The 26,682-nt window shown below is 59.7% G+C and carries 17 protein-coding genes and 1 riboswitch; of the genes, 15 read left to right on the top strand and 2 right to left on the bottom strand.

What is annotated here, in order from left to right:
• The first annotated feature begins 374 nt into the window (after positions 1-374).
• The 7 genes from acs (at position 375) to argR (ending at position 8,441) form a co-directional block, all read left to right on the top strand.
• Complete coding sequence (acs, locus tag AB4P92_RS23405; protein ID WP_115146176.1) at positions 375-2,330, top strand: acetate--CoA ligase; 1,956 nt, start codon at positions 375-377, stop codon at positions 2,328-2,330.
• A gap of 728 nt (positions 2,331-3,058) precedes the next feature.
• Positions 3,059-3,832 carry an ABC transporter substrate-binding protein gene (locus AB4P92_RS23410; protein WP_042560549.1) on the top strand — a complete coding sequence of 258 codons (774 nt, stop codon included), beginning with the start codon at positions 3,059-3,061 and terminating at the stop codon, positions 3,830-3,832.
• Between the two features lie 91 nt (positions 3,833-3,923).
• Positions 3,924-4,613 (top strand): ABC transporter permease, encoded by a 690-nt coding sequence (locus tag AB4P92_RS23415; RefSeq protein ID WP_007912702.1) that lies wholly within the window; start codon positions 3,924-3,926, stop codon positions 4,611-4,613.
• Complete coding sequence (locus AB4P92_RS23420; protein ID WP_042560548.1) at positions 4,610-5,308, top strand: ABC transporter permease; 699 nt, start codon at positions 4,610-4,612, stop codon at positions 5,306-5,308. The genes AB4P92_RS23415 and AB4P92_RS23420 overlap by 4 nt, the downstream gene beginning before the upstream one ends.
• 1 nt (position 5,309) lies before the next feature.
• Positions 5,310-6,422: a M14 family metallopeptidase gene (locus AB4P92_RS23425; protein WP_115146177.1), complete on the top strand. Its 1,113-nt coding sequence runs from the start codon at positions 5,310-5,312 to the stop codon at positions 6,420-6,422.
• 27 nt (positions 6,423-6,449) lie between these two features.
• Complete coding sequence (locus tag AB4P92_RS23430) at positions 6,450-7,214, top strand: ABC transporter ATP-binding protein (protein WP_003227281.1); 765 nt, start codon at positions 6,450-6,452, stop codon at positions 7,212-7,214.
• A gap of 246 nt (positions 7,215-7,460) precedes the next feature.
• On the top strand, positions 7,461-8,441 hold the full coding sequence (argR, locus tag AB4P92_RS23435) for a transcriptional regulator ArgR (protein WP_042560546.1): 981 nt from the start codon (positions 7,461-7,463) through the stop codon (positions 8,439-8,441).
• A 10-nt stretch (positions 8,442-8,451) separates the two neighbouring features.
• On the opposite strand, the gene AB4P92_RS23440 is transcribed toward argR, so the two are convergent.
• On the bottom strand, positions 8,452-16,239 hold the full coding sequence (locus AB4P92_RS23440; protein WP_395598234.1) for a dermonecrotic toxin domain-containing protein: 7,788 nt from the start codon (positions 16,237-16,239) through the stop codon (positions 8,452-8,454).
• A 304-nt stretch (positions 16,240-16,543) separates the two neighbouring features.
• Here AB4P92_RS23440 and AB4P92_RS23445 point away from each other — a divergent pair, with 304 nt between their 5' ends.
• From AB4P92_RS23445 to astE, 7 genes are all read left to right on the top strand, one after another.
• Entirely contained in the window at positions 16,544-17,764 is a 1,221-nt protein-coding gene (locus AB4P92_RS23445; protein ID WP_115146181.1) for an aspartate aminotransferase family protein, read from the top strand.
• A gap of 202 nt (positions 17,765-17,966) precedes the next feature.
• Positions 17,967-18,986 (top strand): arginine/ornithine succinyltransferase subunit alpha, encoded by a 1,020-nt coding sequence (aruF, locus tag AB4P92_RS23450; protein WP_042560545.1) that lies wholly within the window; start codon positions 17,967-17,969, stop codon positions 18,984-18,986.
• A 52-nt stretch (positions 18,987-19,038) separates the two neighbouring features.
• Positions 19,039-20,064, top strand: coding sequence for an arginine N-succinyltransferase (gene astA, locus AB4P92_RS23455; protein ID WP_042560544.1), 1,026 nt, complete (start codon positions 19,039-19,041; stop codon positions 20,062-20,064).
• Complete coding sequence (astD, locus tag AB4P92_RS23460; RefSeq protein ID WP_261736727.1) at positions 20,061-21,530, top strand: succinylglutamate-semialdehyde dehydrogenase; 1,470 nt, start codon at positions 20,061-20,063, stop codon at positions 21,528-21,530. The genes astA and astD overlap by 4 nt, the downstream gene beginning before the upstream one ends.
• A gap of 166 nt (positions 21,531-21,696) precedes the next feature.
• Entirely contained in the window at positions 21,697-23,043 is a 1,347-nt protein-coding gene (gene astB / locus AB4P92_RS23465; protein ID WP_395598235.1) for an N-succinylarginine dihydrolase, read from the top strand.
• A gap of 57 nt (positions 23,044-23,100) precedes the next feature.
• Entirely contained in the window at positions 23,101-23,391 is a 291-nt protein-coding gene (locus AB4P92_RS23470) for a topoisomerase II (RefSeq protein WP_200612112.1), read from the top strand.
• Positions 23,392-23,403: 12 nt separating this feature from the next.
• Positions 23,404-24,414 carry a succinylglutamate desuccinylase gene (gene astE, locus AB4P92_RS23475; protein WP_395598236.1) on the top strand — a complete coding sequence of 337 codons (1,011 nt, stop codon included), beginning with the start codon at positions 23,404-23,406 and terminating at the stop codon, positions 24,412-24,414.
• 153 nt (positions 24,415-24,567) lie between these two features.
• Here astE and AB4P92_RS23480 read toward each other — a convergent pair whose 3' ends face one another.
• Positions 24,568-25,077: a 6,7-dimethyl-8-ribityllumazine synthase gene (locus AB4P92_RS23480; RefSeq protein ID WP_115146184.1), complete on the bottom strand. Its 510-nt coding sequence runs from the start codon at positions 25,075-25,077 to the stop codon at positions 24,568-24,570.
• Positions 25,078-25,180: 103 nt separating this feature from the next.
• Positions 25,181-25,353, bottom strand: a riboswitch (FMN riboswitch).
• 198 nt (positions 25,354-25,551) lie between these two features.
• Between AB4P92_RS23480 and ltaE the strand changes: the two genes are divergently transcribed.
• Complete coding sequence (ltaE, locus tag AB4P92_RS23485; protein ID WP_042560538.1) at positions 25,552-26,556, top strand: low-specificity L-threonine aldolase; 1,005 nt, start codon at positions 25,552-25,554, stop codon at positions 26,554-26,556.
• Positions 26,557-26,682 lie beyond the last annotated feature (126 nt).

The raw sequence follows: 26,682 nt of genomic DNA on the forward strand, positions 1-26,682 counted from the left end.
GGCTGTAACGTTGTTAATCGCGTTTGCCGTGTTGGCGAGGTGAATTTTAGGGAGGTAGGGCGGGGGTAAACAGAGCGGGTTTTGATAAACACTTTTGGCAGATTTGGTAACAATCGCTGAAAGCCACCGCGATTCCCCTGTAGGAGCTGCCGCAGGCTGCGATCTTTTGATGTTGTCTTCAGGAGCAAGATCAAAAGATCGCAGCCTGCGGCAGCTCCTACAGGAAGGGGGTGTGCGGATCGAGGGTGAGGGGTTTGGCTTGGTATCGCCATGTTTTGTAGGGGCTTGTTACTACCATCGTCGAATGGTTCTATGGGCCCGGCCCCGTTACAACAGGGTCATACAAAAACAACTATTACACCGAGGTAGGAAAGATGAGTGCGGCTTCTCTGTATCCCGTTCGTCCCGAGGTTCTGGCTAACACGCTGACTGACGAGGCGACCTACAAAGCCATGTACCAGCAGTCGGTCGTCAACCCTGACGGTTTCTGGCGCGAGCAGGCCAAGCGTCTCGACTGGATCAAACCTTTCACCACGGTGAAGCAGACGTCGTTCGACGATCACCATGTCGACATCAAGTGGTTTGCCGATGGCACCTTGAACGTTTCCTACAACTGCCTCGACCGTCATCTGGCCGAGCGCGGCGATCAAGTCGCGATCATTTGGGAAGGTGACGATCCTTCCGAAAGCCGCAACATCACTTACCGCGAACTGCACGAACAAGTGTGCAAGCTCGCCAACGCCCTGCGTGGCCAGGACGTACACCGCGGCGACGTGGTGACCATTTACATGCCGATGATTCCCGAAGCCGTGGTCGCCATGCTGGCCTGCACCCGGATCGGCGCGATTCACTCGGTCGTGTTCGGCGGTTTCTCGCCGGAAGCGCTGGCCGGTCGCATCATCGACTGCAAATCGAAAGTGGTGATCACCGCCGACGAAGGCATCCGTGCCGGCAAGAAAATCCCGCTTAAGGCCAACGTCGACGACGCACTGACCAATCCGGAAACCAGCAGCATCCAGAAAGTCATCGTGTGCAAGCGCACCGGCGGCGACATCAAGTGGAACCAGCATCGCGACATCTGGTACGAAGACCTGATGAAAGTGGCGGGCACCGTTTGCGCGCCGAAAGAGATGGGTGCTGAAGAAGCGCTGTTCATCCTTTATACCTCCGGCTCGACCGGCAAGCCGAAGGGCGTGCAACACACCACTGGCGGTTACTTGCTGTACGCGGCGATGACCCACGAGCGCGTGTTCGACTATCGCCCGGGCGAAGTTTACTGGTGCACCGCCGACGTCGGCTGGGTCACTGGCCACAGCTACATCGTCTACGGCCCGCTGGCCAATGGCGCGACCACGTTGCTGTTCGAAGGCGTGCCGAACTATCCGGACATCACCCGTGTGGCGAAGATCGTCGACAAGCACAAGGTCAACATCCTCTACACCGCACCGACCGCGATCCGCGCGATGATGGCGTCGGGTCAGGCAGCCGTTGAAGGCGCTGATGGCAGCAGCCTGCGTCTGCTGGGTTCGGTGGGCGAGCCGATCAACCCGGAAGCCTGGGACTGGTACTACAAGAATGTCGGCAAGTCGCGTTGCCCGATCGTTGATACCTGGTGGCAGACCGAAACGGGCGGCAACATGATGAGCCCGTTGCCGGGGGCGCATGCGCTGAAGCCGGGTTCGGCAGCGCGTCCGTTCTTTGGTGTGGTGCCGGCGCTGGTCGACAACCTTGGCAACATTATCGAGGGCGAGGCCGAAGGCAATCTGGTGATTCTCGATTCGTGGCCGGGTCAGGCGCGTACGCTGTATGGCGACCATGACCGCTTCGTCGACACCTACTTCAAGACCTTCCGTGGCATGTACTTCACCGGTGACGGCGCACGTCGTGATGCCGATGGTTACTACTGGATCACCGGGCGTGTCGACGACGTGCTCAACGTGTCTGGCCACCGCATGGGCACAGCCGAGATCGAAAGCGCCATGGTTGCCCACCCGAAAGTCGCTGAAGCAGCGGTGGTCGGTGTGCCGCACGACATCAAGGGGCAGGGCATTTATGTCTATGTCACGTTGATTGGCGGTGAAGAGCCAAGTGAGCAACTGCGTCTGGAATTGAAAAACTGGGTGCGCAAGGAGATCGGGCCGATCGCTTCGCCGGACGTGATCCAGTGGGCGCCGGGCTTGCCGAAGACGCGTTCGGGCAAGATCATGCGCCGGATTCTGCGCAAGATTGCTACGGCGGAATATGACGGGTTGGGCGATATTTCGACCCTGGCTGATCCGGGTGTGGTGCAGCATTTGATTGATACGCACAAGACCATGAATGTTGCATAAGTAGCAGGTCTGAAGAGAAGAAAGCCCTGTCCGGTGTATGCCGGGCGGGGCTTTTTTGTGTCTGGAGGTTTTGTGGTGGTTGGACTGGCCCCTTCGCGAGCAGGCTCGCTCCCACAGTTTGACCGAGTACCTTCAGACAAAATGCAGATCCCTGTGGGAGCGAGCCTGCTCGCGAAGGCAATTTGTCAGACGCCGGGGTAGTCAGCTGTCAGTCCGCAAACCCACCCAACCAATAATTATCGATCTGCGCCGTAAGACATTTCCCACTGTTACCGGGCCAGATCCACGTAACCGAATATGTAACCGCTGGCGCCAAACCGGGGCATTGGGAAACGCATCGCCCCGTTTTAGAGCCTCAAACCCTCCAGTGAAAAATAAGACATAACGCTGCGCTTGCCGGATTAGAAGGGTTTGCGAATAATAGGCCCGCAATTTGCAGTATAGATCGGTTCACAATCGTTCGCTCTTGCATGAAAATGCGGGGCTGTCAATGTGCTCAAGCGGGTTTCTCTGTGCATCTGTAATTAGTTGTCGCATTGAAGAAATATCGGCTTCGGGCCTGTCGTTAGAATGCCGATCACCCGCTCATCGTGGCTGACGTTGAAACCTGCGACGGTTTCAATGGGAAATTTCCCACCGATGCAGCAACCGATTTCTCGATTCACCCATTCGCATATTGGGCTGTCGCTCACTCTGCCGTTTTTGCCCTTTACCGATGGAGTCCCAAGATGAAGAAACTTGTGCTGCTTGGCGCCCTGGCACTGTCCGTGCTGTCGCTGAATTCCTTCGCAGATGAAAAACCTCTGAAAATCGGTATCGAAGCGGCTTACCCTCCGTTCGCGTCGAAGTCGCCGGACGGCAACATCGTCGGTTTCGACTACGACATCGGCAACGCCCTGTGCGAGCAGATGCAGGTCAAGTGCGTGTGGGTCGAGCAAGAATTCGACGGTCTGATCCCGGCACTGAAAGTGCGCAAGATCGACGCGATCCTGTCGTCCATGTCGATCACTGAAGATCGCAAGAAGTCTGTGGACTTCACCAACAAGTACTACAACACTCCGGCCCGCCTGGTCATGAAGGCCGGCACTCAGGTCAGCGAAGGTCTGGCTGAGCTCAAGGGCAAGAACATCGGCGTGCAACGTGGTTCGATCCACGAGCGTTTTGCCCGCGAAGTCCTGGCCCCACTGGGTGCCGAGATCAAGCCGTACGGTTCGCAGAACGAAATCTATCTGGACGTGGCCGCCGGTCGCCTCGACGGCACCGTGGCTGACGCGACCCTGCTGGATGACGGCTTCCTGAAAACCGATGCTGGCAAAGGTTTCGCCTTCGTTGGCCCGGCATTCACCGACGTCAAATACTTCGGCGACGGCGTAGGCATCGCAGTGCGCAAGGGCGACGCCCTGAAAGACAAGATCAACACCGCTATCACGGCTATCCGTGAAAACGGCAAATACAAAGCAATCCAGGACAAGTACTTCGCCTTCGATATCTACGGCAAGTAATACGTCTCTGCGACAAGTCCGAAATGGCGCAAGCAACAGGATCTCTGAGGTTTGCGCCATTTTTTCATCCCAACTTTCGAGGACCTGAATCATGTTGAAAGGCTACGGGGCTGTCATCCTCGATGGCGCATGGCTGACGCTTCAGCTCGCCTTGTCTTCCATGGCCCTGGCCATCGTTCTCGGGCTGATCGGTGTCGCGTTGCGCCTGTCGCCGGTGCGCTGGCTGGCCTGGCTGGGCGATCTGTATTCCACGGTGATCCGCGGCATTCCCGATCTGGTGCTGATCCTGCTGATCTTCTACGGTGGTCAGGACTTGCTCAACCGCGTCGCGCCGATGCTGGGCTATGACGATTACATCGATTTGAATCCGCTGGCCGCCGGTATCGGCACCCTCGGTTTCATCTTCGGTGCGTACCTGTCGGAAACTTTCCGTGGTGCGTTCATGGCCATTCCCAAAGGCCAGGCCGAGGCAGGCATGGCGTACGGCATGAGCAGTTTTCAGGTGTTCTTCCGGGTGATGGTGCCGCAGATGATTCGTCTGGCGATTCCGGGCTTCACCAACAACTGGCTGGTACTGACCAAGGCCACCGCGCTGATTTCCGTGGTCGGTCTGCAAGACATGATGTTCAAGGCCAAGCAGGCGGCTGATGCTACCCGCGAGCCTTTCACCTTCTTCCTTGCAGTGGCGGCGATGTACCTGGTCATCACCAGCGTTTCGTTGCTGATACTGCGTCAACTTGAGAAGCGCTACTCGGTAGGCGTAAGGGCGGCTGATCTATGATCTTCGACTACAACGTCATCTGGGAGGCTCTGCCGCTGTACTTCGGCGGCTTGGTGACCACCCTCAAATTGCTTGCGTTTTCGCTGTTTTTCGGTTTGCTGGCGGCGTTGCCACTGGGCCTGATGCGCGTCTCGAAGAACCCGGTCGTCAACGGCGCCGCGTGGCTGTACACCTACGTGATTCGCGGCACGCCGATGCTGGTTCAGCTGTTTTTGATCTACTACGGTCTGGCGCAGTTCGAGGCAGTACGTGAAAGCTTCCTCTGGCCATGGCTGTCCAGCGCGACGTTCTGCGCGTGCCTGGCGTTCGCGGTCAACACCAGCGCCTACACCGCTGAAATCATTGCCGGCAGCCTCAAGGCCACGCCGAACGGTGAGATCGAAGCGGCCAAGGCCATGGGCATGTCGCGCTTCAAGCTGTACAAACGCATCCTGTTGCCGTCGGCCCTGCGCCGGGCGCTGCCGCAGTACAGCAACGAAGTGATCATGATGCTGCAGACCACCAGTCTGGCGTCCATCGTGACCCTGATCGACATTACCGGTGCGGCCCGTACCGTCAACGCGCAGTTCTATCTGCCGTTCGAGGCGTACATCACCGCTGGCGTGTTCTACCTGTGCCTGACCTTCATTCTGGTGAAGCTGTTCAAGCTGGCCGAGCGCCGCTGGCTGAGCTACCTGGCCCCGCGGAAGCACTGATATGGAACGCATCGATCACGTATTACCGTGGAGCCATCTGGGCAGCGAGCGCAAGATTTCGGTGTTCCGTTTCGGCGGCGGCGAGCGCAAGGCCTACATTCAGGCCAGCCTGCACGCTGACGAATTGCCGGGCATGCGCACCGCCTGGGAGCTGAAAAAGCGCCTTGGCGAACTCGAAGCAAAAGGCTTGCTCAACGGCGTGATCGAGTTGGTCCCGGTGGCCAATCCGCTGGGCCTGGGGCAATTGCTGCAAGGCAATCACCAGGGCCGTTTCGAGGCGGGCAGTGGCAAGAACTTCAACCGTGATTTCGTTGAGCTGAGCGCGCCGGTTGCGGCTGCTTTGGCCGACAGCCTCGGTGATGATCCACACGCCAACGTTCGCCTGATCCGTCAGGCGATGGCTGATCATCTGGCGGCGTTGCCTGCGGCGAGCAGCCAGTTGCAAGGCATGCAACGCGTCTTGCTCAGCCACGCCTGCAACGCTGATGTGGTGCTCGACTTGCACTGCGACGCCGAAGCCGCGCTGCACATGTACGCGCTGCCGCAGCACTGGCCGCAGTGGCGTTCGCTGGCGGCGCATCTGAATGTGAAAGTCGGGTTGCTGGCGGAAGATTCTGGCGGCAGCTCCTTCGACGAAGCGTGTTCGCTGCCGTGGTTGCGTCTGTCGCGGCAGTTCCCCGATGCGCAGATTCCATTGGCGTGCCTGGCGACGACCATCGAGCTGGGCGGTCAGGCCGACACTGGCCGCGCTGAAGCCCAGGCGTATGCTGAAGGCATTCTGGCGTTCCTCGCCGAGCAAGGTTTGATTACCGGCGAGTGGCCGAATGCGGCGCACGAAGCGTGCGAAGGCATGCCGTTTGAAGGCACGCAATTGCTGTTCGCGCCCCACCCGGGCGTGGTGAGTTTTCTGCGTAAACCCGGCGAGTGGGTTGAAGCCGGTGACGAGATTTTTGAAGTGATCGACCCTGTGTCCGATCGGGTCAGCACGGTGTGTGCTGGTACGTCCGGGGTGCTGTTTGCCATTGAACGGCTGCGCTATGCCCAACCCGGTTTCTGGCTGGCCAAGGTGGCGGGGCGCGAAGCGCTGCGTCACGGGCGCTTGCTCAACGACTGACTGACTGTTTTTGTGAGAACCGACCGCATGTACAAACTTGAAGTCCAAGACCTGCATAAACGCTATGGCAGTCACGAAGTGCTCAAGGGGGTTTCCCTGAAAGCGGCAGCCGGCGATGTGATCAGCATCATCGGCTCCAGTGGCTCCGGCAAAAGTACTTTCCTGCGCTGCATCAACCTGCTCGAGCAGCCGCACGCGGGCAAAATTCTGCTCAACAACGAAGAGCTGAAACTGGTCGCCAACAAGGACGGCGCGCTCAAAGCCGCTGATCCGAAACAGCTGCAACGCATGCGTTCGCGCCTGTCGATGGTGTTCCAGCATTTCAACCTGTGGTCGCACATGACCGCGCTGGAAAACATCATGGAAGCGCCGGTGCACGTGCTCGGCGTCTCCAAGGCCGAAGCCCGCGAGAAAGCCGAGCACTACCTGAACAAGGTTGGCGTGGCGCATCGCAAGGACGCGTTCCCGGGGCACATGTCCGGTGGCGAGCAGCAGCGTGTGGCGATTGCCCGAGCGCTGGCGATGGAACCGGAAGTGATGCTGTTCGACGAACCGACGTCGGCACTCGATCCGGAACTGGTCGGCGACGTCTTGAAGGTGATGCAGGCGCTGGCTCAGGAAGGCCGCACCATGGTTGTCGTAACCCACGAAATGGGCTTTGCCCGTGAAGTGTCGAACCAGTTGGTGTTCCTGCACAAAGGTGTTGTTGAAGAGAGCGGTAACCCACGCGAAGTGCTGGTCAATCCGCAATCGGAACGTCTGCAGCAATTCCTGTCGGGTAGCCTCAAGTAAACGGGGCTGCCGATATGCACCGGAATAGTGCATGCTTCGCAGCCTGAAGGCTGGCTACAATTCCTGTGGGAGCTGGCTTGCCAGCGATAGCGGTGGGCCAGTTGGCATATCTGGTGCAGATACACCGCCATCGCTGGCAAGCCAGCTCCCACAATGGATCTGCGCCGGTTTTGCGATTTACGTTCATTTACGGGCTAGCATTGGCCCATGCCTTCATCACCGTTGTTCGTTTCGGATCGCTCACCCATGACTGCCCATCGAATTGGTTTCCTGATTTGGCCCAGCACTAAAGCGTTGACGCTGGCGCTGGCGGAGGAGGCCTTGCGTGTTGCTCAGCGTGTGCATCCGGACGTGGTCTACGAACTGTCGTTCTTGCAGGCAGAGCCGCCGAGCGACGGCGCCTGGCAATTACCCGGCGAACCGTGGGCCGGCAAGCTGGAAAACTTCCAGAAACTGTTTTTGGTCGCCGATGAGCCGCCGACTACCCTGGCCCCGGCACTCAGCAGTGCGCTCAAGCAACTGGTGCGTGCCGGTTGTGTGATCGGTGGTTTGTCCGCCGGTGTGTACCCGTTGGCGCAAATGGGTTTGCTCGACGGTTACCGCGCGGCGGTGCACTGGCGTTGGCAGGACGATTTCGCCGAGCGCTTTCCGAAGGTCATCGCTACCAGCCATCTGTTCGATTGGGATCGTGATCGCCTGACCGCGTGCGGCGGCATGTCCGTGCTTGATCTGCTGCTGGCATTGCTGGCCCGTGATCACGGTGCAGAGTTGGCCGGCGCCGTTTCGGAAGAACTGGTGGTCGAGCGCATCCGCGAGGGCGGCGAGCGTCAGCGCATTCCATTGCAGAATCGCCTCGGTTCCAGCCATCCAAAGCTCACGCAAGCCGTGTTGCTGATGGAAGCCAACATCGAAGAACCGCTGACCACCGACGAAATCGCCCAGCATGTGTGCGTGTCCCGTCGGCAGCTTGAGCGGATCTTCAAGCAATACCTCAACCGCGTGCCGAGCCAGTACTACCTGGAACTGCGCCTGAACAAGGCCCGGCAAATGTTGATGCAGACCAGCAAGTCGATCATCCAGATCGGCTTGTCGTGTGGCTTCTCCTCGGGGCCGCACTTCTCCAGCGCCTATCGCAATTTCTTCGGTGCCACGCCGCGGGAAGATCGCAACCAGCGGCGTAGCAGCAGTCCGTTTGAATTGTCGTCGGTGCCGTCAGAGCGCGGTTAACCGCCGCCGGTCATTCTGAAAGTTCGGATGAGTCGATCGACATGACTGATCCTTCCGTTTCTGTGGAAATGGATGTCGACTCGGACGGCGTCGGAACTCGCTCTGTTTGTCGCTCTGCCAGTGCGGCATTTCTTCTGAGTCGATAACGTTCCACGCGTTGCTCACTTTGCGCGGATAGAGGATTAGCGCTGAAATCGAACTCGGTAGTGCTGGCGTTCCAGAAATTTTCCGGTAACTCGACAATCGCATTGTTGGAGAAATTGACGTACTCCAGGCGCTGCACGGGGAGCGTGAGCGGTGGTTCGCTGATGCCGGTGTTGCTCAGATCCAGCCAGCACAACTGCTCCAGGCGGCCGAGTTCAGGGGTGAGGCCTAGCGGGTTGTCTCTTAGGATCAGCGTGTTGAGATTGCTCCTCGTGGCCAGCACCTCAACGCTGGCCGGGGTCAGCGTGATGTGGCAGCCCGACAGTCTCAATGCAGTGAGTTTTTCCATGGACGTCACGACTGTTGCAATGTCGTTGAGCTGATAACCCTGAATCGCCAGCTTCTCTGCGTTAGGAAACAGCTTCAGAAACTCACCGAGACGCGACGGCGCGCCAGACCCGTTCAACAGGAAGACAGTGCGCACATGCGCGAAGTCTGCTGTAGGTGTGGGCAGGTCCCCCCTCACAGGGACGTTGAAGTTGAATTCGAATTCGTTGTGCCCCTGTGCAACGATCCGGCGCCAGCAGTTTTCCAGGGTTTGCTTGAGCGACTGTCTGTTGGCCTGTTCCTCTCTCAGAGCGTTGCCCGTCAGTGGACTGCGGTTGGCCGGATCCAGCGGTGTCTCCTTGGCCCATAAATCGAGCTCGTGTGTCAGCGTGGCAAGCTCGGTGGTGCGGCGCACCAGTTCGGCATGACCATCAGCTAGCGTGCCGGGCAAACTGTAGACAAGTTCGTTGATTTGGCTGTCAGTCAAACTTGGGTAAAGCGTAAGGGCCAGTTCCCTGTCCGTGGCTTCGACCGGCACGCTGAATGTGTAGCCGCTGGTTTGGTAGCAGACTTTGATGCGTTCCCGCGCAGCTGCCGAGATCGGGTTGTCATGCAAGTCGATAATCTGGGCGACGTCGGCGGGGAGATTGAGCAGTTCATCAGACAGTTCGCTGATGTTGTTCTCAGAGAGCATTACGTCCTCCAGAAGCGGCAGGCTGGAGAGTCCGGGCGGTACACGGTCGATCGAGGTTTTGGAGAGATCCAGAAATATCATTTCGGTCAGCGCCGAGACGTCTGGCGCTTCGACCAATGGGTTGTTGTGAAGATCCAGTGCCCTGAGTCGCGACAGTGAAGAGAGCGCAGCTTGCCCCTCGGCATCGAAGATGACGCCGCAACTACTCAGCACCAGCGATCTGAGCGTAGGCATTCGATTGAGCACCGGGGGAATCCGCCCCAAAGCGAATGTGCGCAGCTCCAAAGCCTGTAGCCTGCTGAAGCCGCTCAGAAAGCCATCAGACACTGTCAGCGCATCGTTGCCCAGCAAAGAGAGTTGGGCGACGTGACTGAAATCAGCAGTCAGTGTCGGCATGTCGCCGATAAACCTGAGTTCGGCAGCGAAGATGTTGGAGCGTAGTTCTGTTTTTTCGACATGTCGGCTGCGCCAGAAAGTCTGCAACTCCCGACTGAAATTCGTCCGGGCAAAATGCTGGTTGGCTCTTTCGACCGCATCGATGAAACGACCCGTGCTCGGGGCGCGTGGGGGAATGCGTTCGGCCCACTCGGCGAGGTCGCTGATCATCGTCGCTATCTCGGCTTCCCAACGCAGCAGTTGAGCGCTGCCAGCCGCCAGCGTGCCGGGCAGGGAATAGATCATGTTGACGGCGCCTTTGGACTTCAGTGCTGGAAACAGTACCTTGGCTTTGGCGATATCGGCTGTATCGGGGAGCACTCCGAAATTGTTGAGGGCGTGGTAATGCCCCTTGATTCGATTGCGACTGGTCGCAGACAGCGGATTGCCCGCCAGGTTGATGCCATCGGCAAGGTCGGGAACGACCTCAAAAAAGGAGTCGGGCAGATCGACGATCCCGTTGCCATCAAGCCTGACATCGCGCAGGTTGGGATGGTCAGCGAGACCTTCCGGCAAGCTGTAAATACCGGTATTGGAAAGGCGAAGATCATTGAGCAGGGGCATTGTCTCAACGTTAGGCGCGACCCCCAGCGGGTTGTTGCGCAGATCAAGCAGCTCAAGTTCACTCAATGATTCCAGAACGCTCTGCCCGTCGGCGGTCAGCGTAATGCCGCAGTTAATCAGCGACAGCTCCCTGAGCTCTTTCAGGCGAGTGAGGTTGTCTGGCATTTGACCCAGTGCGAAATCGCGCATTTCCACCACTTGCGCGTAGGGGAAGAGCTCTAGAAAACCGCCGACTTCGGTGATGCCCGGATTGCCGGTGAAATCCACCGTCAAAACGTGACTGAAGTCGACCGTCAGCCTTGGCATATCTCCCGAAAAAGCCAGGTTCGCTTCAAAGAAGTCGTTGCGCGTGTCGGTGCCGTCCGAGCGGCTTTCCCAGAGTCGTAAAATCTGCTCGCGAAAGTCCTCTCGCGCCCGGAAGTCATTGAGAAAATCCATGGGCGGGCGAGCTTCGCCGGTCACCGGGTGATGCGTCGAGCCTTGGGTAGTCCACGCAGAGAGATCCGCCCTCAGGGTTTCGCGCTCCGCTTGCCAGTGTTGCAATTGAATCCTGCCCTCTGCCAGGGTGCCGGGCAGGGAGTAGATCATGTTGCTAGCATCCTGCGCGTCGAGTGACGGAAACAGCTCTCTGGCCAGTTCGACATCGGCGGTGTCTGCTGACACTTCGAAGTCATGACTGGTCTTGCGGAAGTAGGTTTTTATCCGGTTACGCGATTCGGTTGAAAGCGGGTTCTGAGCAAAGTCGAATCCTCGTGTATGGTCCAGCGGTAGCTTGAACAGCGCTTCTGGCAACTGCGTGATGAAGTTGTCGCGCAGAACCGCGATGTGCAGTTCGGGAAGATCGAGCAGCCTGGGCGGGAGTTCGTTGATACCGGTCAGGGACAGATCGATGCTCCTGAGCATGGGCAAAAGATTCAAATCAAACAGGGAGCCTAATGGGTTGTCGCTCAGCTCCAGGATCTCGATCTGATTCATCTTCACCAAGGCTGCCTGGTTTTCAGGCGTGAGTACGAAGCCGCAGCTCTTGAGCTCCAGTGCGCAGAGCCGGGGCAGGTCGAGGGTTGGCAGAAGACCCGGCTCCAGATCAAAAAAACGCAGTTCCAGAATGGTCAGACTCTTGAACCGTTGCAGGAACGATGACAACGCCGTAATGCTCTTGTTGCCGTTAAACGTCAATCGGGTCACATGGTTGAAGTCTGCGCTGAGCACGGGCATGTCCCCCATGAACTCGAGGGTCGCCACCAGATGGCTGTCTCTGGCGCCGGGCTGGCGAGGCGACCTGTTGCGCCAGAAGTGCTCCATTTTTTCGGCGAAGTCCTCCCTCGCCAGATGCTCACTTACCTGTTCGTTGTGATTCAAGCGTTGGCCACTGGAAGCCGAGTGCTCCGGGATCCGGGTTTTCCATTGAGCAAGATCAGTGCGTAATTGCGTGACCTCTGCCTCCCAGTTGGCGAGTTGGCTTCGGCCTTCGGCCAGTGAGCCGGGCAACTTGTAGAGCAGGTCATTCGCTTGCTCAGCGCTCAGTGCTGGAAACAGTTCGGTGGTGCGATGAATATCCGCCTGCTCGATCGTCACCCCGAAATTTTTCTGCGTTCGGTTGAAGAGGGTCTTGACCGACTCCCGAGTGGCGGCGGATAGCGGGTTGTTGGTAAAGCTCAGTTGCCCGGTCAAATAGTGCGATGACGTCAGCAACTCTTCGGGGATTTCAGTGATCTGGTTGTCGTCGAACTTGCCGGTAAACAGGTTTGGATGGTCGAGCAATCCCGGGGGCGTGGTGGAGATGCCGGTATTGTCGAGGTTGAGGTAGTGCAACGCAGGCAGGGTGCTGATGTCGGGCGGCACGCCCAGCGGGTTGTCTTGCAAATCAAGGATCGAAAGCTGTTCCATGGGCGGGAAGCCAGCGGACTCCGCGGTCGAAAGCCTTATGCCGCAGTTGCGCAGCGCCAGATGCTGCAAGTTCAGCATATTGGCAAAGCTCTGCGGTAAATCGGGCACGTTCAGGTCATGCATGTCGAGGTAGCGCAGGGACGGGAAATACTGCAGAAAACGCTCAACACCGCGTGTACCGGCGCTGCCCTTGAAGGACAGCATGGTGACATGGCTGAAATCGGCATGCAGCGTCGGCAGTTCTCCCGCCACCGGCTCCAGAATCTGCAGCATGTAGGTGTCGGCCCCTCCTGGTTCTCTACGCCAGCAACCCTCTACGGCTTTCTTGAACAGCGCACGGTTCTGCGCGGCGGCCCGGCGCTGGATGTCCGTCAGTGCTACCCCGGTGTCCGGGTCATTCACAGGCGCCTCGTTCTTCCAGCGCCGCAGGTCATCCTTGAGTCGGCTGAATTCCGTCCGCAAGCGCGACAGTTCGTTGCTCAGCCCGGCTCGATCATGCTGAAACCGGGCTGCGAATGCCCGTGCATCTTCAGGGGTAAAGGTCGGAAAAATCGCCCGTACCCGTTCTACATCCGTTGCTGCGGCATCCGGCGCGCCGAAGGAATAAGCCGCATCAATCCCGGCGCCGCCACCACGGCCACCGCGCCCCACAAGCCGCAGCGTGTCCACGGTCGGTTCCGGGATCGGCGCAGGAGAAATCGCGAGGCGCAACTCGCTTCGCTCCATTGGCCGCTTGCGGATCGCTGCCTTGAGGTTGTCGCCCTGACCGATCTGGATACTCAGGTTTTGGCGTTCGCTATCGGGCAGTGCGTAGAGAATGCCGGAGTACAAATCGGTCGCTGAATGCAGTTCCTGACCTCGCTCGTCATAGGGTTGATAAGTGCCGTCGCTTTGCCGCACCAGGACTTTTTGAACGGGCGCCTCCACGCTTCCGGTGCTGTCGACTAATCGTCCTTCGTAATGCCCGTCACGAATCTCCAGTCGCACCTCACCGCTCCAGCCGGGCAGACGTTTAAGGCTGTGCAGTGCCAGGGTGTCGGTATCCGGACTGTTGACCGAGTCCAGCTCCAGCCCCTCGTAAGCGCGGGTGACACGCAGCTCCTGATTGGCCAGTTGCATGAGCGCCTGTTGGCGCGGGGGCAACTGACCTTCGCTGATTTGCACCAGCTCTTCTCCGGTCGCGGTGCCGAGCAGTTCGCGCGTGACGCTGGCGGGCAATCCTGAATCGTGTTGTGCGAGCAGGTTGGCCAGCGGATCGTCATTGCGCTGAAGGGCGTCGTAGCGGGATTCGAAGATTGAAGTTCGCTGCTGTGTGGCGATCTCTGCCAGTTGCTGTCTCAACTTCTGGCTTCGCACATCCAGCGCCAGCGTCGGACCGGCGAACGACTCGCCGAGCAGGGCCTTGGCTTGCTGCTCGTCGAGGGAGGAGAGCAGGGTCTTGAGCAGGTCGCCGTCCTTGAGGCTGCCTTGGCCAAGGGTTGTCAGCGGCAGGCGCTCATCGCTGGACGACTGCCAGACGAGTTCGCCCGCAAGGTCGAGCAGGCGCAAGCGCTGGCTCTTCGGCCAACGACCCTGTTCGGTCAACAGTTGTAACTGCAAAACAGGATCGGCGCGCAAATACGCCTTGGGCGATTCGCTGTGTAAATCATCGGCAAAGCGTTGCAGGTCCTGATCGATCCTGAAGCGCTGGATGCTGTCCGCCAGCAGCGGCGGAACCGTTTCCTGATCGACGTGCATGGTGCGCAGCACTTCTTCGTCGAGGCCGCTGACCTGCAGGATCGTTTCTCGCTGGGCGGCTGAAAACGACTCGACCGAATGGCCGATGCGGCGCAGCGCCGTCGGTCTGTCCCACGTCAGCGGTTGTTCGATTTCGCTGTGCCAGGCGCCTTCGCCGTTATGGCGAACCCAGGGTTGATAGGCGTCGGCCTGGGTCGGGTGGGCAATCCGGTATTCACCGGCATCGGGTGTTTCGCTCACGGCAAAATGCGCGTCATCAAGGGGCAGCAGTTGACGGCCCTCGTGTGTGTGCAGGCCCAGTTCATTCGGTGCGGAATTTGCCGCGGGAGACGCTGTGTGCTCGTACCGGGTCAGGTTCGGCTCCCAGTATTTGGTCTGGCCGCCGGGCATTTGCACAGGTTTGAAGCGGTCGATGAACTCGACGATTTCCGTGGGCAGGACTTTGCGGAACTCACCGGCGCCAATCGCCCCGCCGATGGCGAAAATGCCTAACTGCACCAGTGATTCGAGGGTGCCCATCAGGTAGGTGAACGCTTCGGTGGTTCGGCCTTGCGCCCAGGCAATGATCCCCTCGAACACTTCGTCGAGCAGTTGATAAGCCATGTAAGCCATCATCAGTTCGCCGAGGCCGGGCACGAATGGCGCGATGATGAACGCGACCGTCTGCAGGATCGTCGAGACAATGTTGACGACCGAGTCCCAGAACGCCCAGCGCACTTTCTGATCAACCGTTGCCGTGGGCACTGCGATGATCGCCGCATCATTGAGGATCTTGTTCAACTTGCTCTGGTAGAGGTGCTGCCACAGTGGAGCGCTGATCGGCGTGACGGTCAGTTGCAGTTTGGGCTGCTCAAGTGGGGTCTCGCGCCAGGGCGGCTCGCTGCTGCCGGCGACCGGTTCGTGCCATTTCATCCCGCTCAGGCGTGCGTTCAGCGTGGCGAAGAACACGCCGCGCTGTTCGAGATTGACGAACCGGCTGAAGAATTTCTGGTAATCACTGGAGCGCAGTTGTCGCGTCAGTTCGGTGTACATCTCGGCGGGCGAGGCATACTCCTTGACCGGATGCTCCGGGTCATCCGGTATGTAGGCCACAACGCGCGCCGACGTTCGCGGCTCGAGCAACTCGGGCGCAAAGACGACGATGCCGGTCAGGGGCGTTTCCAGCATCGACAGGTCCTGGCATTTCAATGCTGGCCGATCACCTGGCGCAGCCGGTGCTGCATCGAGCAGTGCTTCGATCCGCAGGAAATAGTCCTCGCTGATGTCACCGCTCATCCGTGCCCATTGCAGCGCGGCCTGCATCGCGGCCTTCTGGCTCGCGTCGATTTTGTGTCGCAGCACCGCCGCTGCAACGGGATGGGTGGAGCCAAGGGCTTCCCGCAGGTAGGTCTGGTATCGGGCGCCGATATCCAGCTCGCGGCACAGTTTGGTGAACGCCACGATGCTCAGCCTGGCCTTGAGCGAGGGCAGGGTTTCAAACTGTCCTCTGGCGTCGGGTTGGGTGATGAAGGTCGACTCGGGTTCGTAGGCGTCGTCTTCGGTCTCGGCGAGTTCGAAGTTGTGCAGTGCGGCATCCAGCAACGAGACCGTCCAGGCGCGCGCCCCGGTTTTGATTGGGAACCACGGCGTCTTCGCGGGAACATAAAGGCGCACGAACGTGGTCCTGACATCTACATCCAGATCGAATTTCTCCTTCAGCTCTGCCTTGAGCAGCGGTTCGGCGAAGGCGCTGGCGTCCTGCAGCTGTTCAAGGCGTTTCTCAACAGCGTTTTGCGCGCGCCAATGCGTGGCGTTCAGCGCCATGAGGGCTTGATGCCTGACGTCCGGTTGCGTCTTCAGTTTTGGCGGCAGGAAAGGAGCCTGGCGCCCAAAGGCTTGGCGCCTGGCGGCCGAAGCGGTGCCGAGCCAGTCAGGGATGCCGGCTATGAGCGGGTGGAAGTTGGCGTCATGTATGTCGTCATAGGGTGGTTTGGGGAGCTTGGCAGATTGCCGATCTGGGATTGGGTGCATCGGGACCGTTCCTTGGTCTGGAAAGGCCCCAGCAAATCAGAGTCATGCGATGGCGGTGCGGTACATATATATACCGCTGGCACCGGGTTGAATTGATATCCTCCGGGGCCTGCCGCAAATCGGCGGCGGCAGTTTAAACTGCGCCTTTGCGACGTTATTTGTCGCATTGCCGTAAACCCGGAAAAATCCGGGGTTGGCGCTATAAGAAGTTGTCGCCTGGCGGCAAGGCCGGGCCGATAACTGTCCTTACAATCCCCCCATCGCTCGCCAGTTTCCGGCGGGTGGCCCTCATCAGGAGACTCCGATGTCCGTTGAGCACGCTGCGGTACAACGCGCCGATTTCGACCAGGTTATGGTTCCCAACTACGCGCCTGCCGCTTTCATTCCGGTGCGTGGCGCCGGTTCCCGCGTCTGGGATCAGGCCGGCCGCGAGCTGATCGACTTCGCCGGCGGTATCGCCGTCAACGTATTGGGTCATGCGCATCCGGCGCTGGTCGGTGCCTTGACCGAGCAAGCGAACAAGCTGTGGCACGTTTCCAACGTGTTCACCAACGAGCCAGCCCTGCGCCTGGCGCACAAGCTGATCGACGCCACGTTCGCCGAGCGCGTGTTCTTCTGCAACTCCGGCGCTGAAGCCAACGAGGCCGCGTTCAAGCTGGCCCGTCGTGTTGCATTCGACCGTTTTGGCAGCGAGAAATACGAAATCATTGCCGCGCTGAACAGCTTCCACGGCCGTACCCTGTTCACCGTCAACGTCGGTGGCCAGTCGAAGTACTCCGACGGTTTCGGTCCGAAAATCACCGGTATTACCCACGTTCCGTACAACGATCTGGCTGCCCTCAAAGCCGCCGTTTCCGACAAGACCTGTGCGGTCGTGCTGGAACCGATTCAGGGCGAGGGCGGCGTGCTGCCGGCCGAGCTGGCTTACCTGCAAGGCGCCCGTGAACTATGCGACGCGAATAACGCGCTGCTGGTGTTCGACGAAGTGCAAACCGGCATGGGCCGTAGCGGCAAGCTGTTCGCCTACCAGCATTACGGCGTGACCCCGGACATCCTGACCAGCGCCAAGAGCCTGGGCGGCGGTTTCCCGATCGCAGCGATGTTGACCACCGAAGCGTTGGCCAAACATCTGGTCGTCGGCACCCACGGCACCACTTACGGCGGCAACCCGCTGGCGTGCGCGGTGGCAGAAGCGGTGATCGACGTGATCAACACCCCAGAGGTGCTGAACGGCGTCAATGCCAAGCACGACAAGTTCAAGACCCGTCTGCAGCAGATCGGCGAGAAGTACGGCCTGTTCACTCAGGTGCGTGGCCTCGGTCTGCTGATCGGTTGCGTGCTGAGCGATGCCTGGAAAGGCAAGGCCAAGGACATCTTCAACGCCGCTGAACAAGAAGGCCTGATGATTCTGCAAGCCGGCCCGGACGTGATCCGTTTCGCCCCGAGCCTGGTGGTGGAAGATGCCGATATCGATGCCGGTCTCGACCGCTTTGAACGTGCCGCAGCGAAGTTGACGCAAGCCTGATAGACCCTTCGGCGCCCGAACTTCTCGGGCGTCGATCAAAATTTTTGATACCGGGCGAATTCCATTGTGGGAGCGAGCCTGCTCGCGATGAGGGCGTGTCAGTCAACATTTTTGCTGACAGATAGACCGCTTTCGCGAGCAGCCTCGCTCCCACAATATCCGGTGTTTTTTTCAGTAAATTTTAAGAGAAAGGAGTGACACCATGCTGGTGATGCGCCCCGCGCAAATGGCTGATCTGGGCGAGGTACAGCGTCTGGCTGCGGACAGCCCGATTGGTGTCACTTCCTTGCCGGATGACGTGGAACGTCTGAGCGACAAGATCGCGGCGAGCGAAGCCTCGTTCTCTGCCGAAGTGAGCTTCAACGGTGAAGAGAGTTACTTCTTCGTTCTCGAAGACACCGCCACCGGCAAACTGGTCGGCTGCTCGGCCATCGTTGCTTCGGCCGGTTACTCGGAACCGTTCTACAGCTTTCGCAACGAAACCTTCGTCCACGCTTCCCGCGAACTGAAGATCCACAACAAGATCCACGTGCTTTCGCAGTGCCACGACCTGACCGGCAATAGCTTGCTGACCAGTTTTTACGTGCAGCGCGAGTTGGTCGGGTCGCCGTGGTCGGAGCTCAACTCCCGTGGTCGCTTGCTGTTCGTTGCCAGCCACCCGGAGCGTTTCGCCGATTCGGTGGTGACCGAGATCGTCGGTTACAGCGATGAGAATGGCGACTCGCCATTCTGGGATGCCATCGGTCGCAACTTCTTCGACCTCAACTACGCTGCGGCTGAACGCCTGTGTGGCCTGAAAAGCCGTACGTTCCTCGCCGAACTGATGCCGCATTACCCGATCTACGTGCCGCTGCTGCCGGATTCCGCCCAAGAGGCGATGGGCCAGGTGCACCCGCGTGCGCAGATCACCTTCGACATCCTGATGCGCGAAGGCTTCGAGACCGATCACTACATCGACATCTTCGACGGTGGCCCGACCCTGCATGCGCGCGTTTCGGGGATCCGTTCGATCGCCCAGAGCCGCGTTGTGCCGGTAAAGATCGGCGAGCCGGTCAAAGGTGCCGGGCGTCAGTATCTGGTGGCCAACGCGCAGCTGCAGGATTACCGCGCCGTGTTGCTCGAGCTGGATTACGCGCCGGGCAAACCGGTGACTCTGGATCTGGAAGCGGCCGAAGCCCTGGGCGTCGGTGAAGGTGCCAGCGTGCGCCTGGTGGCGGTTTAACGCCTTAGCGAGTTTTACGGGTGGCCGCAGGCGGCCCGTTTGAGGAGATAGCATGATTGTTCGTCCCGTACGCAGCAGCGATTTAGACGCGCTGATCGACCTGGCCCGCAGCACCGGTACCGGCCTGACCACGTTGCCGGCCAACGAAGAACGCCTGACCCACCGGGTTGGCTGGGCCGAGAAGACCTTTCGCGGCGAAGCCGGCCGTGGCGATGCGGACTACCTGTTCGTGCTCGAAGACGACGACGGTCGCGTGGTGGGGATTTCCGCCATTGCCGGCGCGGTCGGTCTGCGTGAGCCTTGGTACAACTTCCGTGTCGGCCTGACCGTCAGCGCTTCGCAAGAGCTGAACATCTATCGCGAGATTCCGACGCTGTTCCTGGCCAACGACCTGACCGGCAATTCCGAGCTGTGCTCGCTGTTCCTGCACGCCGATTACCGCAACGGCCTCAACGGTCGCATGCTGTCCAAGGCGCGGATGCTGTTCATCGCCGAGTTCCCGGAGCTGTTCGGTAACAAGATCATTGCCGAGATGCGCGGCGTGTCCGATGAAGCCGGCCGTTCGCCGTTTTGGGAAAGCCTGGGGCGTCACTTCTTCAAGATGGAATTCAGCCAGGCCGATTACCTCACCGGTGTCGGCAACAAGGCATTCATTGCTGAACTGATGCCGAAATTCCCTCTGTACACCTGCTTCCTGTCGGAAGACGCGCGCAGTGTGATCGGCCAGGTTCACCCGGACACCGAACCGGCGCTGGCGATGCTCAAGAGCGAAGGCTTCAGCTACCAGGGTTACGTCGACATCTTCGACGCCGGCCCGGGGATTGAATGCGAGACCAGCAAGATCCGCGCGGTGCGTGACAGCGAAGCGTTGGTGCTGGCCATTGGTACGCCGGGCGACGACGCTACGCCGTTCATCATCCATAACCGCAAACGCGAAGATTGCCGCATTACCGCCGCGCCGGCCCGTTTGGCTGCCGGCACGCTGGTGGTCGATTCGCAGACTGCCAAACGTCTTCAACTTAACGCAGGCGACCAGGTTCGCGCCGTGGCGTTGTCCGCTGCTCGGGAGTCGAAATAATGAATTCGCTATACATCGCAGGTGAGTGGCTGGCCGGTCAGGGCGAAGCCTTTCAATCGCTGAACCCGGTGACCCAGCAAGTGCTGTGGTCGGGGGAGGGCGCTACCGCCGCTCAGGTTGAGTCGGCGGTGCAGGCTGCGCGTCAGGCGTTTCCGGGTTGGGCGCGTCGTACGCTGGAGGAGCGCATCAGCGTTCTTGAAGCCTTTGCCACCGCGCTGAAAAACCACGCTGACGAACTGGCTCGCACCATCGGTGAAGAGACCGGCAAACCGTTGTGGGAAGCCGCGACCGAAGTCACCAGCATGGTCAACAAGATCGCGATTTCGGTGCAGAGCTACCGCGAACGCACAGGCGAGAAGAGCGGCCCATTGGGCGACGCCACCGCTGTATTGCGTCACAAGCCGCACGGCGTGGTGGCGGTGTTCGGCCCCTACAACTTCCCGGGACACTTGCCGAACGGTCACATCGTGCCAGCGCTGCTGGCCGGTAACAGCGTGCTGTTCAAGCCAAGCGAATTGACGCCGAAAGTCGCCGAGCTGACGGTCAAGTGCTGGATCGAAGCCGGCCTGCCCGCAGGCGTGTTGAACCTGCTGCAAGGCGCTCGCGAAACCGGCATCGCGCTGGCCGCGAATGCCGGTATCGACGGTCTGTTCTTCACCGGTTCGAGCCGTACCGGCAATCATCTGCACCAGCAATTTGCCGGACGTCCGGACAAGATTCTGGCTCTGGAAATGGGTGGCAATAATCCGCTGGTCGTCGATCAGGTTGCTGATCTGGATGCGGCGGTTTACACGATCATTCAGTCGGCGTTCATTTCTGCCGGCCAGCGCTGCACCTGCGCCCGCCGTCTGCTGGTGCCGCAAGGCGCGTGGGGCGACAGCCTGCTCAAGCGACTGGTTGAAGTGAGCGCGACCATTGAAGTCGGTGCATTCGATCAGCAACCAGCGCCTTTCATGGGTTCGGTGATTTCCTTGGGCGCTGCGAAAGCGCTGATGGATGCTCAAGAACATTTGCTGGCCAACGGTGCCGTATCGCTGCTGGAAATGACTCAGCCGCAAGCGCAAGCCGCACTGCTGACGCCGGGCATTGTTGATGTGACCGCGGTTGCCGAGCGTCCGGACGAAGAACTGTTCGGCCCGTTGCTGCAAGTGATTCGTTACGCCGATTTCGCAGCGGCAATCGGCGAAGCAAACGACACCGCTTATGGCTTGGCCGCCGGTTTGTTGTCGGATTCTGAAGATCGCTACCAGCAATTCTGGCTGGAAAGCCGCGCCGGTATCGTCAACTGGAACAAGCAATTGACGGGTGCTGCGAGCAGCGCACCGTTCGGCGGTGTGGGTGCCTCTGGCAACCATCGCGCCAGCGCCTACTACGCAGCGGATTATTGCGCGTACCCGGTGGCGTCGCTGGAAACGCCGAGCCTGGTGATGCCATCGGCCCTGACGCCCGGCGTGAAAATGGTGTGATGCCTATCGCTGGCAAGCCAGCTCCCACAGGGATTGAGTCGTCCACAAAATCTGTGAACACCGCCAATCCTGCGGGAGCTGGCTTGCCAGCGATGGCCGCGACGCGGTCGCACTGAACAGTTAGTTACTGAAGCCTATAACAACAGATTCTCGTGGAGCCTCGCTGATGAAATCCTATGAAGTCAATTTTGACGGTCTAGTGGGGCCGACTCATAACTACGGCGGTCTGTCCTACGGCAACGTCGCGTCCCAGAGCAACAGCCAGCAATCCTCGAACCCGAAGGAAGCCGCGCTGCAAGGTCTGGCAAAAATGAAAGCGCTGATGGAAATGGGCTTTCAGCAAGGCGTACTGGCACCGCAGGAACGTCCGGACGTGGCCGCACTGCGCCGTCTGGGTTTCAGTGGCACCGACGCTCAGGTGATCGAGCGTGCCGCCAAAGAAGCGATGCCGCTGCTGGTTGCCAGTTGCTCGGCATCGAGCATGTGGGTGGCCAACGCCGCCACCGTCAGCCCGAGCGCCGATACCGCTGACGGCCGTGTGCATTTCACGGCCGCCAACCTCAACTGCAAATATCACCGCAGCATCGAGCACCCGACCACCAGCCGCGTACTCGGCGCGATGTTCGCCAATCAGCAGCACTTCGCCCATCACGCGGCGCTGCCGGCAGTGGCGCAGTTCGGAGACGAAGGCGCGGCCAACCACACGCGTTTCTGCCGTGAATACGGTGAAACCGGTGTCGAGTTTTTCGTGTTCGGTCGCAGTGCCTTCGACAACCGCTACCCGGCGCCGCAGAAGTACCCGGCGCGCCAGACTCTGGAAGCGTCGCAAGCTGTTGCGCGTCTGCACGGTCTGCGTGACGAAGGCGTGGTTTACGCGCAGCAGAATCCTGGCGTGATCGATCAGGGCGTTTTCCATAACGACGTGATTGCGGTGGGTAACGGCGAAGCACTGTTCTATCACGAGGACGCGTTCCTCGACACCGAGCAGATGCTGGCCGAGTTGCAAGGCAAGCTCGCCAGGGTCGGCGGCAATTTCCAGTCGATCTGTGTGCCGCGTTCGGCGGTAACCGTGGATGACGCGGTGCGTTCGTACCTGTTCAACAGTCAGCTGCTGTCGCGTCCTGATGGCTCGATGCTGTTGATCGTGCCGCAAGAGTGCCAGGCCAATGAGCGCGTGTGGAATTACCTGCAAGGCCTGACCAGCTCCGGCGGCCTGATCCGCGAAGTGAAGGTGTTCGACCTCAAGCAGAGCATGCAGAACGGCGGTGGCCCGGCGTGCCTGCGACTGCGCGTCGCGCTCAACGAAACCGAACTGGCGGCGGTCAACCCAGGGGTTATCATGACGGCCCCGTTGTACGGTTCGTTGACCGCATGGGTTGAAAAGCACTACCGCGACCGCCTGAGCGAAACTGATCTGGCGGACCCGCAATTGCTGCTTGAATGCCGGACGGCACTGGATGAACTGACGCAAATCCTTAAACTGGGCGCGGTTTATCCATTCCAGATCAATTGATGGCCGGCGCGTCGCCTGAACGCGGCGCGCGGCTTGTCTTCACAAGAGAGTAAAAACATGAGCGATTCCCTGCGGCTGATCCTTGAAGACACCGACGGCAAGCAACTGGAAACTTCCTGCACCCGCGTCGCGGTCATGTGGCAAGGCAAAGAGCTGTGGATCCAGCAGGACGGCCGCGGCCAGCTGTTGATCGGCGTAGACGTCGAAGAAGGCGATGCCGAGTACGCCAACCTGCTGTTGCGCCCATTGGCGACTAATCTGGTAAGTCTGCAACTGGAAATGGAACCGGCCGAAGTCGGCGACGACGAAGATCACGTGCACGGCCCGGATTGCAACCACGACCACTAAGGAAACCGCTCTATGCTCGCTCTCGGCAAACTGCTTGAACTGACCCTCGCCGGCCGCGAACCGGCGGAGAAGACTCAACTGACTGTCGAAGGCGTGCGCATGCGCTGGTTGAGCGAGGGCGCGCTGGAAGTCCGGCCTCCCGAAGCTCGCGACAATGGCCTGGATCTGCTGCTCTCGGCAGGCATCCATGGCAACGAAACAGCGCCGATCGAGTTGCTTGATCGGCTGCTGCATGACATCGCTCGCGGCGATCTGAAGCCGCGCGCACGCATTCTGTTCCTGTTCGGCAACCCCGAGGCGATTCGCAAAGGCGAGCGCTTTATCGAACAGGACGTCAATCGGCTGTTCAACGGCCGTCACGAGCAAAGCAGCGGCAGCGAAGCGCTGCGTGCCTGTGAGCTGGAGCGGTTGGCGGCGGTTTTCTTCAGTCAGCCGGATCGCCAGCGTTTGCACTACGACCTGCACACAGCGATTCGTGGCTCGAAGATCGAGCAGTTCGCCTTGTATCCGTGGAAGGAAGGTCGCCAGCATTCACGTCTCGAACTGGCGCGTCTGCGCGCGGCCGGGATGGAGGCGGTGTTGCTGCAAAACAAGCCATCGATCGTGTTCAGCTCGTACACCTACGACAAGCTCGGTGCCGAGTCTTTCACGCTGGAACTGGGCAAGGCGCGGCCGTTCGGGCAGAACGACGGGGTGAACGTGTCGTTGCTGGAAACGCGTCTGAAGCAGATCATCGAAGGCAGCGAACCGGAGCAGACCACGCAAGAATTGGACGGTTTGCAGTTGTTTAGCGTGTCGCGGGAAGTCATCAAGCACAGCGATGCGTTCCGCCTGAACCTGCCGGCGGACATTGAAAACTTTTCGGAGCTGGAAGTGGGTTATGTACTGGCCGAGGATCTGGCCAATACCCGCTGGATCATCGAAGAGCCGGGCGCGCGGATTATCTTCCCCAACCCCAAGGTCAAGAACGGCTTGCGCGCTGGCATCCTGATCGTCCCGGCCACTGACGAAAACCTCGCCTGACCTGATCGCCATAAAACCCTGTGGGAGCGGGCTTGCCCGCGATGGCGTACGGTCAGTCGACATCTGTGGCGACTGATACACCGCTATCGCGGGCAAGCCCGCTCCCACAGTGCATTGAGTGAAGCTCTAGACCTCACTCAACGCGGGATAAGCTCAGACCGCCAGAGCGCGCGGCTCGCTACGGCGCAGCGCACGAACCTTTTGCAGCGTATCCGCACACGTCTTCGCCGCTTCCTGGCCCTTGTGCACAAAGTGCTCGAAGAAGAACTTCTGGTGTTCTTCGCCGGCATGGAAGTGGTGCGGGGTGAGTGACACCGAGAACACCGGCACTTCGGTTTCCAGCTGAACCTGCATCAGGCCGCTGACGACCGACTGGGCGACGAACTCATGACGATAGATCCCGCCGTCCACCACCAGGGCTGCCGCAACGATACCGGCATAGCGACCGGTTTTGGCCAGCAGCTTGGCGTGCAGGGGCATTTCAAAGGCACCGCCGACTTCAAAGAAGTCGATGTCCGATTCCTGATACCCCTGGGCAAGCATTTCGGTGACAAAGCCTTTACGGCTCTGGTCAACGATTTCCTTGTGCCAGCAGGCCTGGATGAACGCGACGCGCTCGCCGTGAGGGTGTTTGCTTTTGCTGTCGATAGCGGTGGGTTGCATGTTCTGACTCCTGTTTGTGTGAAAAACAGGGCGTTATGAATCGAAAGGGATTCAAGGGTGCGCACGCTGGCACGAATGCACGCGGACGGCCCTCTGGCGTTAATCCCGTTCTCTCTTCATCCGGACTATGACCGTCGGCCCCGGGATCAAACCGGGTCTGCTGACCTTGCCGTCGATCACCGGCCAAAACCGTGTTCGTCGCCAAGCGCTCGCGGGCTATGCGCATTGCGCGCAATTACCGCCGGTGGGGAATTGCACCCCGCCCTGAGAACGTTTTTGCCGCCCCTTTTTGGGCGACGCAGCGTTTTTAACACAGATTGTGAGTCCGTGCATTGCGCCTATCTGATGATTGTTATCGAGTTTTTTAAACGCTCTCGTGGTGTTTTCCTGCGCCAAGGGTTGATTAATCGAGGCGATGACTGCAGTAATTCACCTTCGTAAAGGGATTTCCCCTGCTGACTTGAGGCCAGGTTCATGAGCGTTATCGATCTTCGCAGCGACACCGTCACCCAACCGACCCCCGCCATGCTCGACGCGATGACTGCGGCGGACACCGGTGACGACGTTTATGGCGAAGATCCGACGGTCAATCGTCTGGAAGCGGAACTGGCAAAACGGCTGGGTTTCGCTGCTGCGTTGTTTGTGCCGACGGGCACCATGAGCAACCTGCTGGGGTTGATGGCGCATTGCGAGCGCGGTGACGAATACATCGTCGGCCAACAGGCGCACACCTATAAGTACGAGGGCGGCGGTGCGGCAGTGCTCGGTTCGATTCAGCCGCAGCCGCTGGAAGTTCAGGCTGACGGTTCGCTGGATCTTGCGCAGGTCGCGGCGGCGATCAAGCCTGATGACTTCCACTTCGCCCGGACCCGGCTGCTGGCCCTGGAAAACACCATGCAAGGTAAAGTGTTGCCGCTGGAGTATCTGGCCCGCGCGCGTAAATTCACCCAGGACAACGGTCTGCAACTGCACCTGGACGGCGCGCGCCTGTATAACGCGGCGGTCAAATTGGGCGTTGATGCCCGTGAAATCACTCAGCACTTCGACTCGGTGTCGGTGTGTCTGTCCAAAGGCCTTGGCGCGCCGGTTGGCTCGGTGTTATGTGGTTCGGTCGAGCTGATCGGCAAGGCTCGGCGCCTGCGCAAAATGGTCGGGGGCGGCATGCGTCAGGCCGGATTGCTGGCGGCGGCGGGGCTGTATGCGCTGGATCACAACGTCGAGCGTCTGGCCGAGGATCACGCCAACGCGCAATTTCTCGCCGAAGGCGTGCGTAGCGCCGGTTTCAGCGTCGAGCAGGTGCAGACCAATATGGTTTATGTGCAGATGGGCGACAAAGCTGAAGCGTTCAAGGCATTTGCCGCCGAGCGCGGGATCAAATTGAGCGCCGCGGCACGTCTGCGCATGGTCACGCACATGGACGTCAATCACTCGCAAATCGAACGAGTGATAGCGACATTCGTCGAGTTTTCACGCAAGTGACAGCGTTACCCGTCCAATTGACCGTTTCTATCGTATAAACACGCTGTACCCCGCGCGCAGGGCCGATATAATGCGGCCCTTTGCCGTCGCTTCGTCTGTTGACGTTTCGAACAGGCCTTTGGCCGC

Origin of the sequence: Pseudomonas sp. A0308 (assembly GCF_044218815.1) — a bacterium.
Classification (GTDB): domain Bacteria; phylum Pseudomonadota; class Gammaproteobacteria; order Pseudomonadales; family Pseudomonadaceae; genus Aquipseudomonas; species Aquipseudomonas iridis.

What these genes read in the sequence shown, in the direction of transcription:
- acs (WP_115146176.1), top strand. Translation starts at nt 375, where the DNA reads ATGAGTGCGGCTTCTCTGTATCCCGTTCGTCCCGAGGTTCTGGCTAAC.
- AB4P92_RS23410 (WP_042560549.1), top strand. Translation starts at nt 3,059, where the DNA reads ATGAAGAAACTTGTGCTGCTTGGCGCCCTGGCACTGTCCGTGCTGTCG.
- AB4P92_RS23415 (WP_007912702.1), top strand. Translation starts at nt 3,924, where the DNA reads ATGTTGAAAGGCTACGGGGCTGTCATCCTCGATGGCGCATGGCTGACG.
- AB4P92_RS23420 (WP_042560548.1), top strand. Translation starts at nt 4,610, where the DNA reads ATGATCTTCGACTACAACGTCATCTGGGAGGCTCTGCCGCTGTACTTC.
- AB4P92_RS23425 (WP_115146177.1), top strand. Translation starts at nt 5,310, where the DNA reads ATGGAACGCATCGATCACGTATTACCGTGGAGCCATCTGGGCAGCGAG.
- AB4P92_RS23430 (WP_003227281.1), top strand. Translation starts at nt 6,450, where the DNA reads ATGTACAAACTTGAAGTCCAAGACCTGCATAAACGCTATGGCAGTCAC.
- argR (WP_042560546.1), top strand. Translation starts at nt 7,461, where the DNA reads ATGACTGCCCATCGAATTGGTTTCCTGATTTGGCCCAGCACTAAAGCG.
- AB4P92_RS23440 (WP_395598234.1), bottom strand. Translation starts at nt 16,239, where the DNA reads ATGCACCCAATCCCAGATCGGCAATCTGCCAAGCTCCCCAAACCACCC.
- AB4P92_RS23445 (WP_115146181.1), top strand. Translation starts at nt 16,544, where the DNA reads ATGTCCGTTGAGCACGCTGCGGTACAACGCGCCGATTTCGACCAGGTT.
- aruF (WP_042560545.1), top strand. Translation starts at nt 17,967, where the DNA reads ATGCTGGTGATGCGCCCCGCGCAAATGGCTGATCTGGGCGAGGTACAG.
- astA (WP_042560544.1), top strand. Translation starts at nt 19,039, where the DNA reads ATGATTGTTCGTCCCGTACGCAGCAGCGATTTAGACGCGCTGATCGAC.
- astB (WP_395598235.1), top strand. Translation starts at nt 21,697, where the DNA reads ATGAAATCCTATGAAGTCAATTTTGACGGTCTAGTGGGGCCGACTCAT.
- AB4P92_RS23470 (WP_200612112.1), top strand. Translation starts at nt 23,101, where the DNA reads ATGAGCGATTCCCTGCGGCTGATCCTTGAAGACACCGACGGCAAGCAA.
- astE (WP_395598236.1), top strand. Translation starts at nt 23,404, where the DNA reads ATGCTCGCTCTCGGCAAACTGCTTGAACTGACCCTCGCCGGCCGCGAA.
- AB4P92_RS23480 (WP_115146184.1), bottom strand. Translation starts at nt 25,077, where the DNA reads ATGCAACCCACCGCTATCGACAGCAAAAGCAAACACCCTCACGGCGAG.
- ltaE (WP_042560538.1), top strand. Translation starts at nt 25,552, where the DNA reads ATGAGCGTTATCGATCTTCGCAGCGACACCGTCACCCAACCGACCCCC.